The following is a 16614-nucleotide window of genomic DNA, read 5'->3' on the forward strand; positions in this document are numbered from 1 at the left end:
TCAGTCCTTTCTCGGGGAAACAGGTACGACGTAACCGTGCGGGGTGAGGTCGTACCGGAAGTTCTTGTGGAGAGGCACGTCATCGACGCCGCCCTTCGCCCACGGGTGGCACCGTGCGATCCGCGCTGCCGCCATCGCGGATCCCTTCATCGCTCCGTGCTGCTGCACGGCGCCGACGGCATAGGCCGAACACGATGGGTAGTACTTGCACACGTCCCCATACTTATGCGAAATGGTCGCACGGTAACCATGGAGAAGGCTCAACGCCGCATTGCGCGGAACAAGGGGCAGGAAGTGCAAGAAATCGGACGCCGCGAGCCGGGCGTTCCCGGTCGACGCGGACGGAAGGGTGGCGCTCATGCCGCTCTCCGAGCGAGACAGCGCGCGACCTCTGCGTGCAACACCGCGAAGTCGGCCGTCGCGGCGGAAGGCAGTGCCCGGATGACGATGTCCGATCCGGCCCGAACGCCGGGCAGCTCCCGAAGACAGAGCGCCTTGAGGCGACGGCGGACGGTGTTGCGTGTGACTGCTGAGCCGACCTGCTTGCTCACGATGAAGCCGAACCGCGCCGCGTGGTCGTCATCGGATGTCCGAACGTACGTGACCGTGTGAGCGCCCGCGCATCGAGCGCCCCGCCGGACGACCGCTTTGTAATCGGCTCCGCGGGTGATTCGATTCGGCCTCGAGAGCACCGGGTGGGTCTACGCGGAAAGCTCGGTGCGGCCCTTGGCGCGACGAGCGGCCAGGATGCCACGACCGGCACGCGTACGCATGCGAGCGCGGAAGCCGTGCTTCTTGGCCCGGCGACGGGTGTTGGGCTGGTAGGTGCGCTTGGTCATTGGATCACTCCGGAGATGCTGTCACCGGGATCGCTGCAGCCGGAGACATCGTGGACGGGGAAACTGCCTCGAAGGCATAAGTCAACTAAGTAAGGCTACGTCCTAGCTCCGGTCATCGCAAACCGACAGCCCGCGTGGTGCATTATCCACAATCTCATCCTGTACCCCTGGCAGGGACACGCGGGCGACACCTACAGTGGATTTTGCTCTGTCGGGACGGCTGGCTACCGTGTCACAGGCAGTTATCCACAGGCTCGCGTGATCGATCCGTTTCCAGTCGTGGGTGCCACAACACCCGGGGGGGCCATGTCTCAGCACCAAGTTCCAGATGTTCCGATCTGGTCGGCCGTGCTCGGTCACCTCGACGGCGACGATCGCGTCAGCCCGCAGATGCAGGGATTCCTGAATCTCGCCGTGCCGCAGGGCGTCATGGGCGGCACCCTCTATCTCGATGTGCCGAACGACCTCACCGCAGCGCAGATCAACAAGCGCATGCGGGCGCCGATCATGGAGGCCCTGGCCCGCATCGAGATGGACCCGGCGGCCAGCACGTTCCGGGTCGTGGTGAATCCAGAGCTCGCGGGCAATCACATGTCGGCGCAGCTCCCTGTCCACGAGGAGAGGTCCCCGGCCACGCGGGAGCAGCCGGTCGCCGACCCGCCCGCGTCCTTCTCGTCCCGCAGCGACACGCGCCTGAATCCGAAGTACACCTTCGACAACTTCGTGATCGGCCAGTCCAACCGCTTCGCCCACGCCGCAGCGGTGGCCGTCGCCGAAGCGCCGGCGAAGGCGTATAACCCGCTCTTCATCTACGGCGACTCGGGGCTCGGCAAGACGCACCTGCTGCACGCCATCGGCGACTACGCGCTCAGCCTCTACACCGGCGTCCGGGTGCGGTACGTGTCGAGCGAGGAATTCACGAACGACTTCATCAACTCGATCGCCAACAACCGGGGCTCCGCCTTCCAGGCGCGCTACCGGGATGTCGACATCCTGCTCATCGACGACATCCAGTTCCTGCAGGGACGAGCCGAGACGCAGGAGGCGTTCTTCCACACCTTCAACACGCTGCACGATCACGACAAGCAGGTCGTGATCACGAGCGACGTGGCGCCGAAGCATCTGACGGGGTTCGAGGACCGGATGCGCAGCCGCTTCGAGTGGGGCCTCATCACCGATGTGCAGGCACCCGACCTCGAGACCCGCATCGCCATCCTTCGGAAGAAGGCCCAGAGCGAGCGCCTGCAGATCCCGGATGAGGTCCTGGAATACATCGCGACGGTCGTCTCGTCCAACATCCGGGAGCTCGAGGGCGCCCTCATCCGGGTGTCGGCCTTCGCGAGCCTCAATCGTTCGACGCTCGACATGTCGCTGGCCCAGACGGTGCTCCGCGACATCATCGACCAGGCCGAGGACAACGTCGTCTCTCCGACCGACATCATCAATGCGACGGCCGCCTACTTCAAGCTCACCGTCGACGACCTGTACGGGTCGAGCCGCTCGCAGGCGGTCGCCACGGCGCGACAGATCGCGATGTACCTGTGCAGGGAGCGGACCAGCCTCTCTCTTCCGAAGATCGGTCAGTTGTTCGGCAACCGGGACCACACGACGGTGATGTACGCGTACAAGAAGATCAGCGACCTGATGAAGGAGCGCCGCTCGCTCTACAACCAGGTCACCGAGATCACGACGCAGCTCGGCCGCCTGCCTCGCTGAGGCGCTTTTCGATCCATTCCGCTCGCCGGCGACACGCTGGCCAGCGGATGCCGCGGCGCGCACGCCCTCGTACGCCATATGCGCGAAGCCGCGCTTGACACGCGCCCCGGGACGGGCCAATATGCGGTTCTTCACAATGTGGATAACTTGTGGATAAGTCGTGCAGCGGGCCGGCCCGCTGTGCACTCCTGTGGAAACCGAGCTCCTCGACGCCAGGAGGGCGGATGGTCGATCGGGGGCCTGTCCGCACCGCTTCCACATCTCACACGCGTGTAGTTCCGGTGTCCCGACAGGCTTCCACCGACTTATCCACAGTATCCACAGGCGTTAAGACCATTAACGAGTCCCTTCAATGAAATCCCCGTTCGATCACCTCAAGGGCGACAGTGTCGACGGCCTGGCGGCGCGGGCGGTGGGCACTAGCATGGGAGAGCCATGGCCCAGGACGGCAAGGGAGCGCCAGTGAGGTTCCACGTCAATCGCGACGTCTTCAGCGAAGCGGTGTCATTCGTCGTCAAGCTGCTTCCGCAGCGCAACCCTCAGCCGATCCTCGCCGGAGTCCTGATCGAGGCCACCGATAACGGGCTGTCGCTGTCGGCGTTCGACTACGAGGCGTCGGCTCGCACGACGATCGAAGCGACGGTGGACGAACCCGGCACCATCCTCGTGCACGGCCGGCTGCTCTCGGAGATCGCAAGCCGCCTGCCGAACGCGCCGATCCAGGTCTCGGTCGACGACGACGGCGGGATCGCACTCTCCTGCGGTTCGGCCCGGTTCACGCTCGCCTCGATGCCCGTCCAGGAGTACCCGGCCATTCCGGAGGTCTCCGGCGAGTCCGGCCTCGTTCCCGCCGACGATTTCGGCACCGCGATCGCGCAGGTCGCCTTCGCCGCCTCGCGCGATGATGTCACTCCCGTCCTCACCGGCGTGCAGCTCGAGGTGACCGGCCAGCAGCTGAGTCTCGTGGCCACCGACCGATACCGCGTCGCTCTGCGCGACATCCCTTGGGACGGCGGAACAGAAGAGTCCACGAACGCGCTCGTCCCGGCCCGCACCCTTCAGGAAGTCGGCAAGACCTTCGCGCACAGCGGCGACATCTCGATCGCATTCTCCGGCTCGGGCGATCGCGAGATCATCGCCTTCACCGCCGGGAACAAGACCGTCACCTCGCTGCTGATCAAGGGCAACTTCCCGCCCGTTCGCCGACTCTTCCCCGACCAGACCGATCACCACGCCGTCGTCAACACCGCCGAGCTGGCCGAGGCCGTCCGTCGTGTGTCGCTGGTGCTCGATCGCTCGGCGCCGCTGCGCTTCAGCTTCACCACCGATGGAGTGACGATGGATGCCTCCGGCGGCGAGCAGGCCCGCGCCTCCGAAACGGTGGATGCGCACCTCATCGGCGATAATGTGACGCTGGGGCTCAACCCGCAGTACCTGCTCGAGGCGCTCACGGCCGTGAAGAGCGAGTTCGTGCGGATCACGTTCACATCGAGCGACAACGCCAACAAGCTGAGCCCGGTGCTGATCACGAGCCAGACATCCGTCGACAAGGCGGGTGCCGACACGTTCAAGTACCTGTTGCAGCCGAACCTCCTGCTGCGCTGACCCCTCCGGTCGCCGAGCTTGTCGAGGCGTCGACCCTTCGACGGGCTCAGGGACCGTGCCGCGGCTCAGGGACCGTGCCGCGGCTCGGGGCCTAGACGCGCAGGCTCAGGGCCGCCGGCGACGTCACAGGCCACGGGTAGTCTGACGCAGTGATCGTGGAGCATCTGAGCCTGGTGGACTTCCGCAACTATGCGGCCGCCGAGGTCGACCTCCATGGCGGTCCGAACGTCTTCGTCGGGAGGAACGGTCAGGGCAAGACGAACCTGGCCGAGGCGATCGCCTACCTCGCGACGCTGGGTTCGCACAGGGTGTCGAACGATGCGCCGATGGTGCGGGAGGGCCGGGATGCCGCGATCATCCGCGCCCGCCTCGCGCACGGTGACCGCAAGGTGACGCTCGAAGTGCAGCTCAACCGCCAGGGTTCGAACAAGGCGCGGGTGGGCGGCGCCCCCGTCAAGCCGGCCGAGCTGCCCCGCTACGCGCACGTGGTGCTCTTCGCACCGGAGGATCTGCAGATCGTGCGCGGTGACCCGTCGACGAGAAGGCGGTTCGTGGATCAGCTGCTCGTGCAGCGCCGGCCGCGGATGGCGGGAGTGCTCGCCGACTACGACCGCGTTCTCCGGCAGCGCACCGCCCTGCTCAAGTCCGCACGCGCGCGGGGCGTTCGGGGGGAAGGCCTCTCGACCCTCGACGTCTGGGATGACAAGCTCGTGGCGCTCGGATCGGAGATCATCGACGCGCGCAGCGCGCTGGCCGATGAGCTGGCCGAACCGGTCTCCCGGTCGTACTCGGCCATCGCGGGTGCCGACCACGAACCCCGGCTGGAGTGGTCGCTGTCGGTGCGCGGCGCCGACCCGGAGGACGGCGATCCCTCGGAGGCCCCGAGTGCGGACGCATCCACCGCCGAGCTCTTCCGCTCCGCGCTCGCTGCCAAGCGGTCGGCAGAGCTCGAGAGGGGACTCACGATGGTCGGACCGCATCGCGACGACCTCGTACTGCGCGTGCGCGGTCTTCCCGTCAAGGGATATGCGTCGCACGGCGAGTCGTGGTCGGTCGCGCTCGCGCTGCGTCTCGCATCGGCCGAGCTGCTGCGTGCCGACTCCCCTGCCGGGGACCCCGTGCTGATCCTCGACGACGTCTTCGCGGAGCTCGACACCGATCGCCGGGCCCGGCTGGCCTCGCTGGCCGCTGGCTACGAGCAGGTGGTGGTGACGGCCGCGGTGGAGGAGGATGTGCCTCAGGCATTGGCCGCTCGGGTCGTCCGCGTCGAGGCCGGCCGGATCGTGGAGGAGGCTTCGTGATGGATTCGTCGCGCCGCGGCCCGCTCGGTCAGGGCGCCACTGATGCGGTGCCGGAGACCATCGCCACCTACCTGCGCCTGCGGGGGCTCGAGCCCAGCGCGGCCGCTGTGCGCCGGCGCCGGTGGCGTGGTGCCGTCGATGACGAGAACGCGCCCTTCACTCCTGGTCGCGACCCGAAGGGCCTCGGCGATGCGCTGAGCGACCTGACCCGGGAGTCGGGGTGGGTTCCCCAGCTGGCGCGCGAAGACCTCGTGCTCCAGTGGGAAGATGTCGCCGGCGAGGACACCGCCCGGCATGCTCAGCCGGTGGCCCTCAGCGATGGAATATTGACGATCCGGTGCGACTCCACGGCGTGGGCGAAGCAGCTGCAGCTGATGCGCTCGCACATCCTCTCGCAGATCCTGTCGCGGCACCCGGATGCCGAGGTGACGGCGGTGCGCTTCGTCGGGCCTGACGTCCCCTCCTGGAAATGGGGTCCCAGAGCCATTCCAGGCCGTGGCCCGCGCGATACCTACGGTTGAGACACGTCGTTTCCTCCCCAGGTCGATTCCATCGCGCCACAGGGGCTTATAGCGCACGTGCTGCGGCCGATAGTTGATAGACTGCAGCGGCCCCGAATAACGATGTGGAGTGCGCCGAGAATATGACGTCTCAGACCCCCGACAGCCTGTCCGAAGACCTCGATCAGCGCACCGCAGAAGAACTGCCAGCCGAGAGAATCCACGCGGACTACGGGGCCGACGAGATCCAGGTGCTCGAGGGTCTCGAAGCGGTGCGCAAGCGCCCGGGCATGTACATCGGCTCCACCGGACCTCGGGGCCTGCATCACCTGGTGCAGGAGATCGTCGACAACTCCGTCGACGAGGCGCTCGCCGGCTACTGCGACCTCATCGACGTGACGATCCTGCCGGACGGCGGCGTGCGCGTCGTGGACAACGGACGCGGCATCCCGGTCGACATCCACAAGATCGAGGGACGGTCGACCGTCGAGGTGGTGCTCACCGTGCTGCACGCCGGTGGCAAGTTCGGCGGCGGCGGGTACGCCGTCTCCGGCGGCCTGCACGGCGTCGGTTCGTCGGTCGTGAACGCCCTCTCCACGCGCTTGGAGGTGGAGGTGCGTCGACAGGGATACGTCTGGCGTCAGTCCTACCGTGACGGCGGGGTTCCCCAGGCCCCGCTGGAGCGGGCCGAGGAGAGCACCGAGACCGGCACCACGATCACCTTCTGGCCAGACCCCGCGATCTTCGAATCGGTCGACTTCGAGTACGACACGCTGCGCACCCGGTTCCAGCAGATGGCATTCCTGAACAAGGGCCTGCGCATCGATCTGCGCGACGAGCGCCCGTCCTCGGCCTACGACGAGGAGACAGAACCGGGCCAGGTCGTCCTGCAGCAGCCGAACGACAGCTTCCTCTACGAACGCGGTCTCGTGGACTACGTCGAGTACCTCAACCGGGTGCGCAAGGCGGAGCACGTCAACGAAGACGTCATCGACTTCGATTCGGAGGACACCGAGCGCAAGATCGCGCTCGAGGTCGCGATGCAGTGGACCACCGGCTACACCGAGAACGTCTTCACCTACGCCAACACGATCAACACGCACGAGGGCGGCACGCACGAAGAGGGATTCCGCGCCGCGCTCACGACGCTCGTGAACAAGTACGCGCGAGCGCAGGGTCTGCTCAAGGAGAAGGACGAGAACCTCTCGGGCGACGACGTGCGGGAGGGGCTGACCGCTGTCATCTCCGTGAAGCTCTCCGAGCCGCAGTTCGAGGGGCAGACAAAGACGAAGCTGGGCAACACCGAGGCCAAGGCGTTCGTGCAGAAGGTCGTGGGCGACCGCCTCGGCGACTGGTTCGATCGCAACCCGGCGCAGGCCAAGAACATCGTGCGCAAGGCGATCGACGCGGCCACCGCGCGCCTCGCGGCGCGCAAGGCCCGGGAGACCGCCCGGCGCAAGAGCGTCTTCGAGAGCGCGGCGATGCCCGACAAGCTCAAGGACTGCACCAGCAAGGACCCGTCGATCAGCGAGATCTTCCTCGTCGAGGGCGACTCGGCCGGTGGCTCGGCGGTGCAGGGCCGGGATCCGCACACCCAGGCGATCCTGGCGCTTCGCGGCAAGATCCTGAACGTCGAGCGCGCGCGGCTCGACCGGGCCCTCGGCAACAAAGAGGTGCAGGCGATGATCCAGGCCTTCGGCACGGGCATCGGCGAAGAGTTCGACATCGGCAAGGCCCGCTACCACAAGATCGTCCTGATGGCGGATGCCGATGTCGACGGTCAGCACATCACCACGCTCCTGCTGACGCTTCTGTTCCGCTACATGCGCGGGCTCATCGAGGCGGGGTTCGTGTACCTCGCGCAGCCGCCGCTGTTCCGGCTGAAATGGTCGAACTCCCCGCACGAGTACGTCTACAGCGACCGTGAACGCGATGCGCTCCTCACGGAGGGCATCGCCGGAGGCAAGCGCATCCCGAAGGACAACGGCATCCAGCGCTACAAGGGTCTCGGCGAGATGAACGACAAGGAGCTGTGGGAGACCACCATGGATCCGGAGACCCGCACGCTCCGTCAGGTGACGATCGACGACGCGGCCGCCGCCGACGAGATCTTCACGATCCTGATGGGCGAAGACGTCGAATCGCGCCGCGGCTTCATCCAGCGCAACGCCAAGGACGTCCGGTTCCTTGACATCTGACACCCCCCTTCCAGCCCCAGCGAGGCAGACGCGGGGTCGCACCCCCGCTATCTCCGCACCGCACGACGCGCACGCCGGCGCAGCGATGCTCCCGCTGAGGCAATCGGGGTAGGGGCCCAGCTCTTGCCTCAGCAGGAGCATCGCGGAGCCGGCCCCCAGCACATCGAACGAAACGAAGAACATGACTGACGCAGAACGACCCGCCGTCCCCGAGCACAACCACGGCCGCATCGACCAGATCGATCTGCAGGCCGAGATGCAGCGCAGCTACCTCGACTATGCGATGAGCGTGATCATCGGCCGCGCACTGCCGCGCGTCGAGGACGGTCTGAAGCCCGTGCACCGCCGTGTGATCTACGCGATGTACGACGGCGGGTTCCGTCCAGACAAGTCGTTCTCCAAGTGCGCGCGTGTGGTGGGCGAAGTCATGGGCCACTACCACCCGCACGGCGATGCGCCGATCTACGACGCCCTTGTCCGCCTCGTGCAGCCGTGGTCGCTGCGGTACCCGCTGGCCCTCGGTCAGGGAAACTTCGGCTCTCCGGGCAACCAGGGCGCCGCCGCGCCCCGATACACCGAGACGAAGATGGCCCCGCTCGCGCTCGAGATGGTGCGCGACATCGAAGAAGACACCGTCGACTTCCAGGACAACTACGACGGCCAGACGCAGGAGCCCGTCGTGCTCCCTTCGCGCTTCCCGAACCTGCTGGTCAACGGCTCGGTCGGCATCGCGGTCGGCATGGCGACCAACATCCCGCCGCACAACCTCCGAGAGGTCTCCAACGGCGCACTCTGGGCGCTCGAGAACCCCGAGGCCACGCGCGAGGAGCTGCTCGAGGCCCTCATGGAGCGGATCCCCGGGCCGGACTTCCCGACGCACGCGCAGATCCTCGGCACGCGCGGCATCAAGGACGCCTACCGCACCGGTCGGGGCTCCATCACGATGCGAGCCGTGGTCAACGTCGAAGAGGTGCAGGGCCGCACCTGCCTCGTGATCACCGAGCTGCCGTATCAGGTGAACCCCGACAATGTCGCCGTGAAGATCAGCGACCTCGCGCGCGAGGGCAGGATCACCGGTATCGCCGACATCCGCGACGAGTCGTCCGGGCGCACCGGTCAGCGCCTCGTGATCGTGCTGAAGCGGGATGCCGTCGCCAAGGTCGTGCTGAACAACCTGTACAAGCACACTCAGCTGCAGGAGAACTTCGGCGCGAACATGCTCGCGATCGTCGACGGCGTGCCGCGCACGCTGCCCCTCGACGGGTTCATCACGCACTGGATCGATCACCAGATCGAGGTCATCGTCCGGCGCACGCGGTTCCGCCTTCGCAAGGCGGAAGAGCGCATGCACATCCTGCGCGGCTACCTCAAGGCGCTGGACGCGCTCGACGACGTGATCGCGCTGATCCGCCGCTCGCCGACGGTGGACGACGCCCGCGAGGGCCTGAAGTCCTTGCTCGAGATCGACGACATCCAGGCCGATGCGATCCTCGCGATGCAGCTGCGTCGCCTGGCGGCCCTGGAGCGCCAGAAGATCATCGACGAGGCCACGGACCTCGAGGCGCAGATCGCGGACTTCAAGGCGATCCTGGCGGACCCGGCGCGTCAGCGCACCATCATCCGCGACGAGCTCGTCGGCATCGTCGACCGCTTCGGCGATGACCGCCGCACGCAGATCCTGCCCGGCTACGACGGCGACATGTCGCACGAGGACCTCATTCCCGAAGAGGAGATGGTGCTCACCGTCACCCGCGACGGGTACATCAAGCGCACGCGCAGTGACAATTACCGGTCGCAGCACCGCGGCGGAAAGGGCGTCAAGGGCGCCCAGCTGCGCGCGGACGACGTGGTGGAGCACTTCTTCGTGACCACCACGCACCACTGGCTGCTGTTCTTCACCACCAAGGGCCGCGTGTATCGCATCAAGGCCTACGAGGTGGGCGAGGCGGGCCGCGACGCCAAGGGTCAGCACGTCGCGAACCTCCTCGCCCTGCAGCCGGGCGAGGAGATCGCCCAGATCCTCGACATCCGCGACTACTCCGTCGCGACGTATCTCGTGCTGGCTACCCGGGGCGGCCTCATCAAGAAGACGCGTCTGGCCGAATACGACACGAACCGGCAGGGCGGCGTCATCGCCATCAAGCTGCGCGAAGACGACGAGGTGACGAGCGCGATGCTCGTCGAGGAGGGCGATGGCATCCTGCTGATCAGCCGGCACGGCATGTCACTGCGCTTCACCGCGTCCGACGAGTCGCTGCGCCCGATGGGGCGCTCCACCGAGGGAGTGAAGGGAATGTCGTTCCGCGGACACGACAGCCTGCTCTCCGCCTCGGTGGTCAGGGATCAGGGCTACGTATTCGTCGTCACCGAGGGCGGCTACGCGAAGCGCACCTCCGTCGACCAGTACCGCAGCCAGAGCCGAGGCGGGATCGGCATCAAGGTCGCGCGCCTGAACGATGATCGCGGGGTGCTCGCCGGCGGTCTGATCGTGGGAGAGGACGACGAGGTCTTGGTGGTTCTTGCCAGCGGCAAGGTGGTACGCTCTGCCGTGGCCGAGGTCCCCGCCAAGGGCCGCGACACCATGGGCGTCGTGTTTGCACGCGCCGGCGACGAGGATCGAATCATCGCGATCGCTCGCAACGGAGAGCGCGGCCTGGCCATAGCAGCCGAAGCTGCCGACGATGCAGCCGATGAGGTCGAAGCCTCCACCGACATCCCCGAGGAAAGTACTGACGCATGAGCACCGTAGCCGACAAGCTCGCCAAGAAGTCCACCAGCAAGTCCAGTTCGAAGCAGGTGCGCCTGCGCCTGGTCTATATCGACTTCTGGTCGGCTGTGAAGCTTTCGTTCCTCGCCGCCGTCGCCCTCGCGATCGTCACGGTCGTCACGTTCTTCCTCGTCTACACGGTGGTGCAGACCACCGGCCTGGTCGCCCAAGTCGACGAGTTCTTCCAGAGCTTCTCGGACGGCATCTCGATCCAGTCCTTCGTCGGGCTCCCCCAGGTGATGGCCTTCGCGGCCGTCGTCGCCATCCTCAACCTCATCGTCGTGACGGTCCTGGGCGCCGTGGTCGCCGGCATCTACAATCTCGCGGTCAAGATCACCGGCGGTCTCCTGGTGGGGTTCACCTCGAACTAGGGCCGGTTTCTCGAAACCGAAACCTTCAGGTAAAGTCTTGGAGGTTGACGGGGGTATAGCTCAGGCGGTTAGAGCGCTTCACTGATAATGAAGAGGTCCCAGGTTCAAGTCCTGGTACCCCCACCACCTCGCCTCAGGGGCCTTAGCTCAGTTGGTAGAGCGCCTGCTTTGCAAGCAGGATGTCAGGAGTTCGATTCTCCTAGGCTCCACATGCAGTTCACCCCCGCGTTCGACTGGGCCGAGCGTCAAGTCGAGCGGGGAATCCTTCCCACGGCCGTTCTGGGTATCGCCACGGCCGAAGAGATCATCGACATCCGGGCATACGGGTCCGACGGCCGGCGTGCGGCGACGCCGGACGATGTCTACCCGCTGTTCTCGGTCACCAAGCCGCTCGTCGGACTGGTCGCCCTGCGGGCCGTCGAGCGGGGACGGCTCTCGCTCGAGGCTCCGCTCGATCGGGTCATCCCCGAGCTGCGGGGGCTCGGACGCTCGCCGGTGCGACTGCACCACCTGCTCAGCCACACGAGCGGCCTCTCCGAGCCGGCGTTGGATGTCCAGGGTCCGCTGCTCGACGTTCTTCGCAAGGCCGGCTCGGACTTCGCCCCAGGCAGCGCAACGCGGTACTCATCGCTCGCCTTCGAGGGCGTGCGTGTGCTCGTCGAGGACGCCACGGGCATGAGCCTGGACGAGGGGCTGCGCGAAGCCTTCTCCGCCGTGTCGGCCGCAGGGATCGCCTTCGACCCGGTCTCCGAGCCGCACCGGGTGCATGGCCGTGGAGACTTCGACCCCGCTCGATTCGCGTCGTTGCGGCATCCCGGGGCCGGCCTGTACGGCCGTGCGGCCGACCTGCTCGCCATCGGGCGGTCGCTGATCGCCGACGACGGGGCGATCGTCACTCCCCTCGCACTGTCCGCGTCGCTGGAGCCGCGCACGGGCGGACTCCCGAAGCTGGAGCCGTATCCTGCCGAGCGGGGTCAGGAATGGGGGCTGTCCTGGAACCTGCTGCGGCGTGCTCCGGGCATGCTCGCACGCGACGTCTACGGCCACGCCGGCTGGGCGGGGGCGGAGTTCTGGATGCTGCCCGATGCGGGCGCCTGTGTGGTGCTGCTGACTCACCGGGTGGATGCCCCGGCCGCGGGACTCGATGTGGCGGAACTGCTGAATGCGGTTTCGTCCGGCCTCTGACCGCTCCTGTCTTGGGCCAGATTCTGTCCCCCAAGAGGGGGACAGGCGCCCGATTTGTAGATCACGTCCTCCGTATGGGGGACAGTATGTAGAAGGCGCACAAGGAATGCGCCACCGCATCCTTGCTTTCTCTTCGCACGCCGCTATAGTTTGCGCCCCCGCCGCCGGGAGCCGATAAACCTGCCTCACATACGTCGGACACCGTAGTCCGACTCCTGGGGGGAATCTCATGTTCTGGTCATGGTTGAGGCTCGGGGCTGCGGCCGCCGGCCTGTCAGGGGTAGCCGCTGGATTCGTGGTGAACGTGGATCGCGCCACGAGGCGGGAGCAGGATCTGCCGCTCGTGCTCGCCAACTACTTCAGTCTGTTCACGATCGTCTCGACGCTGCTCAGCGTCGCGGCGCTCACCGCCGCCGCGGCGTGGTGGCGACTGCATCCCGATGTCTCGACCGAGCCGCGGGCGATCGCTCTGGGGATGGCGATCGCCACGGGCCCGATCCTGCTGCTCGGCGTCGTGTACAACGTGCTTCTGCGCGGGGAGCCTTCCGTGGCCGCCCTGGGCGACTCACCTGGTATCGCGATGATGGACTCCTACGCCGTCGAGGTGCTTCACGTGGTGCTGCCGCTGTACTTCCTCGCCGATCTCCTCTTCGCAAGGCGTCGCCGCGGCCTGTCATGGTCGAGCCTCCCGGCGCTCGCGGCCTACCCGCTCGCGTGGCTGGTGCACACCATGGTGCGCGGCGAGCTGGTGGTCGACCCGGCCGGCGAGACGGCGTGGTGGTACCCCTACCCGTTCCTCGACCCGCATGGCGCCGGCGGATGGGGATCCGCGCTTCTCTACATCTCGGCGATCTTCCTGGCGTTCGTGGCAATCGGCGCAGGCATCATCGCCATCGGGCGGTACCGTCAGCGGCGCGCCTTCCGGCGCGTGCCGACGAGTCCGGCCGCTGCACTACAGGGCTGATCTTCCAGCACTGCGGGCTGGTCTTCCTTCCCGCGGCGCTCCTCGTCTGCCGGGGAGCGCCGCGGTTAGGGTGTGAACCATGGACCTGCGCGTCGCCGCCTACGCCGTCGTCACCGATGACGAAGGCCGGGTCCTGCTCGCTCACTGGAACGAGGGCCGCCGCGCCGCCTGGACGATGCCCGGCGGCGGCCTGGAGCCCGGCGAAGACCCCGAGATGGCGGCACGGCGCGAGGTGCGCGAGGAGACCGGATACCGGGTCAAGATCGTCGACCTGCTCGGCATCCACTCTCGAGTGATCCCCACCAACCGGCGGGTGCAGCCCGACGCCACGGAGCCGCTCCAGGCGCTGCGCATCATCTACCGCGCGCGGATCACTGGGGGAAGGCTCCGCAACGAGCAGGACGGCTCCACAGACCGGGCGGAGTGGTTCACCCTCGAACAGGTGAGCGGGCTTCAGCGCGTCAAGCTCGTCGACGTAGCCCTCAAGATGGCCGGCCTTCTGTGATCTCTTGCGAGATGTCGGCCACCGTCGCACCGTAGGCCCGCACGAGATCGTCGGCGTCGACGAAGAGGCTGTAGCCGTGGGCGCCCGCGCCCATGGCGATCCGCTCCCCCACGATCCGCTCGTCGGCGAAGACGGGCCACTCGTTGGTGCTTCCGATCGGCACGATGGTGCCGCGGGCATAACCGGTGGCAGCCAGGGCGCGCTCGGGCTCGGGGAGCTGCAGCTTGTTGACGCCGACGACCTGCCGCAGCTTCGGCCATGAGATGGCGCGATCCCCCGGCACGAGGGCGAACAGATAGGTGTCGTCGGCCCTCTTCACGACGAGCGTCTTGACGATGTCCGCCGGACGCAGGCCGAGGAGCTCCGCCGCCTCGGGCAGACTGCGGGCGGCCGGACGCTCGCGGATCTCAATGGTGAGACCCCGCTCGGCGGCCGCTTCGCGGACGCGCCGAACGGGGTCTTCGACCGGCTCTTCAGCCGATTCGACGTCCTCGGGATCCGATGTCACGCGTCGGGCGCGCGCAGCGGATCATCCGCTACCCAGAGCTCGTCATCCGCGCGGAGCGTCTGCCATGCGGCGTACACCACGCCGACGGCTGCGGCGACGCCGAGCACGATCGCGACGACTCCACCGACGCCGATGCCCTTGGGTGCCGGCGCGGCGACGACCGGAGAGACCTTCTTGAACGGCGCCAGGTCGATGCCACGACCAGCGGCGGCACGCTGGCGGACCTCGTTCGCGGCATCCAGAACCGAGAGGGCGGAGCCCCATGCGGTTCCGACCGTGGGGACGACGCGCTCGTCGAAGATGTTCTTCGTCTTGGAGACGACCGGCGCCAGCGTCTCGCCGTACTTGGCCTGCACGGTCGGCACGACCTGCTCGCGGCGGTAGTTGCCGAGCTGGCGACCCGCCTCACGGGCGATGCCCGCGGCTTCTCCAACGAGGACCTGCTGGGTCTCCCACAGTCTGCTCGCAGAATCCTGCAGCTTGCGGAGTTCCTTCTTACGCTTCCGGCTGAGGCTCACGGGGCCCTCCCTAATCGATGAGGATCTGAATGTCCCATCTTGCCAGACCACGACGGCCACGCGAGGGGTTGCACAGAACTCTGAGAGAATGTACGCATGCCTCAGCACACCGCCGTTGCCACCTTGCACACCAACCACGGCGACATCGTCGTCAACCTCTACGGTGACCACGCACCGCGAACGGTGCAGAACTTCATCGGTCTCGCCGACGGTTCCGGGTCGTGGACCCACCCCGCCACGGGCAAGCCGGGCGAGGGCCCCCTGTACAAAGACGTCGTCTTCCACCGCATCATCCCCGGCTTCATGATCCAGGGCGGCGATCCGCTCGGACAGGGCGTCGGCGGCCCCGGTTACACGTTCAATGACGAGATCTCGGGTGACCTCGACTTCCGTGCCCCGTACAAGCTCGCCATGGCGAACGCCGGTCTGCGTCGGAACGCCATCACCGGGCAGACGGAAGGCACCAACGGCTCCCAGTTCTTCATCACGACCGATCCCACGCCGTGGCTGCAGGGCAAGCACACCATTTTCGGCGAGGTCGCGGACGACGAGTCGCGCGCCGTCGTCGACGAGATCGCCGCCGTCCCGACCGCTGGCGGCGACCGGCCGATCGAGCCGGTTGTGCTGGAGTCGGTCGAGATCTCGCAGGTCTAGAACCAGACCTGTGACGTCGATCACCCCGTGACATCCCCCCAGTTCGCCCGCAACAGCGAGAACTTCTGCTACCGGCATCCGGACCGGCAGAGCTTCGTGCTGTGCCAGCGGTGTCTGCGCACGATCTGTCCGGAATGTCAGACGCAGGCGGCCGTCGGCGTGATCTGTCCGGAGTGCATGCGCGACCAGCAGAAGTCTCAGACCCCCGCCCAGGTCAAGGCTCAGCGACGGTGGTCCAGGGGGTCGGCGTCGGCCGTGGTATCCCGCGAGCGCCCTGTCGTGACCTACAGCGTCATCGCGGTGACGGTGCTCGTGTACCTGACGCAGATGATTCCGAATTCGCCCGTGCGGGAAGGGCTCGCCTTCTTCGCACCGTTCCTCTACCCCCAGCTGACCGGCACCTTCCAGCCGTGGCGACTGCTCACCAGCTTGTTGGTGCACGACAACTTCCTGCATCTGGCGCTGAACATGCTAGCCGTCTGGATGATCGGCCGCAGCCTCGAGCCTCTGCTCGGTCACGTCAGGTTCCTGGCGCTGTATCTGATCAGCGGACTCGGCGGCTCCGTCGCCGTGGCTCTGCTCGGGTTCGGAGTCGGTGTCATCGGCGCGTCCGGAGCGGTGTTCGGACTGCTGGGCGCTCTGTTGGTGATCGGACGGCACATCGGTGCCAACATCACCTTCATCGCGATCATCCTGGGGATCAACCTGGTGCTGGGATTTCTTCCTGGCAGGAACATCTCCTGGCAGGCGCACGTCGGGGGCCTGGTCACCGGAGCGCTCATCGGGCTGATCTTCGCGCGCACCCGCAGTCCGCGCCTGCGAGGGCTGCAGATTCTGCTGCTCTGCGCACTGGTCGCCGGGCTCGGCGCACTGCTGCTGATCCCGCTAACGATCTACACCTGAGCCGCGAGCGTCGGAGTCGTCTTCGGCGATGGGGCGGAGTTATCCACAGGTTCATCCACACATGTGGACGAATGACACGC

16 protein-coding genes, 2 tRNA genes and 1 pseudogene are annotated in these 16614 nt (G+C 66.9%); 14 read left to right on the forward strand and 5 right to left on the reverse strand.

What is annotated here, in order from left to right; all coding sequences use genetic code 11:
- Genes yidD through rpmH form a run of 3 tightly spaced genes read right to left on the reverse strand, consistent with a single transcriptional unit; the run spans nt 1 to nt 839 of the window.
- The gene (gene yidD / locus ACPW96_RS13825) at nt 1–360 is read right to left on the reverse strand and encodes a membrane protein insertion efficiency factor YidD (RefSeq protein WP_425883778.1); all 360 of its coding nucleotides are present in this window, start codon (nt 358–360) and stop codon (nt 1–3) included.
- Nucleotides 357–692 carry a ribonuclease P protein component gene (gene rnpA / locus ACPW96_RS13830; RefSeq protein WP_425883780.1) on the reverse strand — a complete coding sequence of 112 codons (336 nt, stop codon included), beginning with the start codon at nt 690–692 and terminating at the stop codon, nt 357–359. The genes yidD and rnpA overlap by 4 nt, the downstream gene beginning before the upstream one ends.
- A gap of 9 nt (nt 693–701) precedes the next feature.
- Nucleotides 702–839, reverse strand: coding sequence for a 50S ribosomal protein L34 (rpmH, locus tag ACPW96_RS13835; RefSeq protein WP_325483440.1), 138 nt, complete (start codon nt 837–839; stop codon nt 702–704).
- A gap of 429 nt (nt 840–1268) precedes the next feature.
- Here rpmH and dnaA point away from each other — a divergent pair, with 429 nt between their 5' ends.
- The 12 genes and pseudogenes from dnaA (at nt 1269) to ACPW96_RS13895 (ending at nt 13951) form a co-directional block, all read left to right on the forward strand.
- Nucleotides 1269–2555 (forward strand): chromosomal replication initiator protein DnaA, encoded by a 1287-nt coding sequence (gene dnaA, locus ACPW96_RS13840; protein ID WP_425883840.1) that lies wholly within the window; start codon nt 1269–1271, stop codon nt 2553–2555.
- A gap of 462 nt (nt 2556–3017) precedes the next feature.
- Nucleotides 3018–4160 carry a DNA polymerase III subunit beta gene (dnaN, locus tag ACPW96_RS13845; RefSeq protein WP_425883782.1) on the forward strand — a complete coding sequence of 381 codons (1143 nt, stop codon included), beginning with the start codon at nt 3018–3020 and terminating at the stop codon, nt 4158–4160.
- Nucleotides 4161–4309: 149 nt separating this feature from the next.
- Nucleotides 4310–5461, forward strand: coding sequence for a DNA replication/repair protein RecF (gene recF, locus ACPW96_RS13850; protein WP_425822235.1), 1152 nt, complete (start codon nt 4310–4312; stop codon nt 5459–5461).
- Entirely contained in the window at nt 5461–5982 is a 522-nt protein-coding gene (locus ACPW96_RS13855; protein ID WP_425883783.1) for a DUF721 domain-containing protein, read from the forward strand. Before recF ends, ACPW96_RS13855 begins: the two co-directional genes overlap by 1 nt.
- Nucleotides 5983–6104: 122 nt before the next feature.
- On the forward strand, nt 6105–8159 hold the full coding sequence (gene gyrB / locus ACPW96_RS13860; protein WP_425883785.1) for a DNA topoisomerase (ATP-hydrolyzing) subunit B: 2055 nt from the start codon (nt 6105–6107) through the stop codon (nt 8157–8159).
- A gap of 181 nt (nt 8160–8340) precedes the next feature.
- Nucleotides 8341–10806: pseudogene (gyrA, locus tag ACPW96_RS13865) on the forward strand (DNA gyrase subunit A); the annotation flags it as partial.
- 89 nt (nt 10807–10895) lie between these two features.
- The gene (locus ACPW96_RS13870) at nt 10896–11297 is read left to right on the forward strand and encodes a DUF3566 domain-containing protein (RefSeq protein WP_425822227.1); all 402 of its coding nucleotides are present in this window, start codon (nt 10896–10898) and stop codon (nt 11295–11297) included.
- A 49-nt stretch (nt 11298–11346) separates the two neighbouring features.
- Nucleotides 11347–11423, forward strand: a tRNA-Ile gene (locus tag ACPW96_RS13875).
- Nucleotides 11424–11433: 10 nt separating this feature from the next.
- A tRNA-Ala gene (locus tag ACPW96_RS13880) sits at nt 11434–11506 on the forward strand.
- A gap of 1 nt (nt 11507) precedes the next feature.
- A complete protein-coding gene (locus ACPW96_RS13885) occupies nt 11508–12482 on the forward strand; it encodes a serine hydrolase domain-containing protein (RefSeq protein ID WP_425883787.1) in 975 nt (324 codons plus the stop codon).
- Between the two features lie 295 nt (nt 12483–12777).
- Nucleotides 12778–13446: a Pr6Pr family membrane protein gene (locus ACPW96_RS13890; protein WP_425822223.1), complete on the forward strand. Its 669-nt coding sequence runs from the start codon at nt 12778–12780 to the stop codon at nt 13444–13446.
- A 79-nt stretch (nt 13447–13525) separates the two neighbouring features.
- On the forward strand, nt 13526–13951 hold the full coding sequence (locus ACPW96_RS13895; protein WP_425822221.1) for an NUDIX hydrolase: 426 nt from the start codon (nt 13526–13528) through the stop codon (nt 13949–13951).
- On the opposite strand, the gene ACPW96_RS13900 is transcribed toward ACPW96_RS13895, so the two are convergent.
- Nucleotides 13929–14459 carry an aminoacyl-tRNA deacylase gene (locus tag ACPW96_RS13900; RefSeq protein WP_425883788.1) on the reverse strand — a complete coding sequence of 177 codons (531 nt, stop codon included), beginning with the start codon at nt 14457–14459 and terminating at the stop codon, nt 13929–13931. The genes ACPW96_RS13895 and ACPW96_RS13900 overlap by 23 nt on opposite strands.
- Complete coding sequence (locus tag ACPW96_RS13905) at nt 14456–14977, reverse strand: DNA helicase (protein WP_425822219.1); 522 nt, start codon at nt 14975–14977, stop codon at nt 14456–14458. The genes ACPW96_RS13900 and ACPW96_RS13905 overlap by 4 nt, the downstream gene beginning before the upstream one ends.
- A gap of 96 nt (nt 14978–15073) precedes the next feature.
- On the opposite strand from ACPW96_RS13905, the gene ACPW96_RS13910 reads away from it, so the two are divergent.
- Together ACPW96_RS13910 and ACPW96_RS13915 are read left to right on the forward strand one after the other, a co-directional pair.
- Complete coding sequence (locus ACPW96_RS13910) at nt 15074–15631, forward strand: peptidylprolyl isomerase (protein ID WP_425822217.1); 558 nt, start codon at nt 15074–15076, stop codon at nt 15629–15631.
- A 27-nt stretch (nt 15632–15658) separates the two neighbouring features.
- Nucleotides 15659–16534: a rhomboid family intramembrane serine protease gene (locus tag ACPW96_RS13915; RefSeq protein WP_425883789.1), complete on the forward strand. Its 876-nt coding sequence runs from the start codon at nt 15659–15661 to the stop codon at nt 16532–16534.
- Nucleotides 16535–16614: the final 80 nt, after the last annotated feature.

Source organism: Micromonospora sp. DT81.3, from assembly GCF_049847225.1.
Lineage (GTDB): Bacteria > Actinomycetota > Actinomycetes > Actinomycetales > Microbacteriaceae > Microbacterium.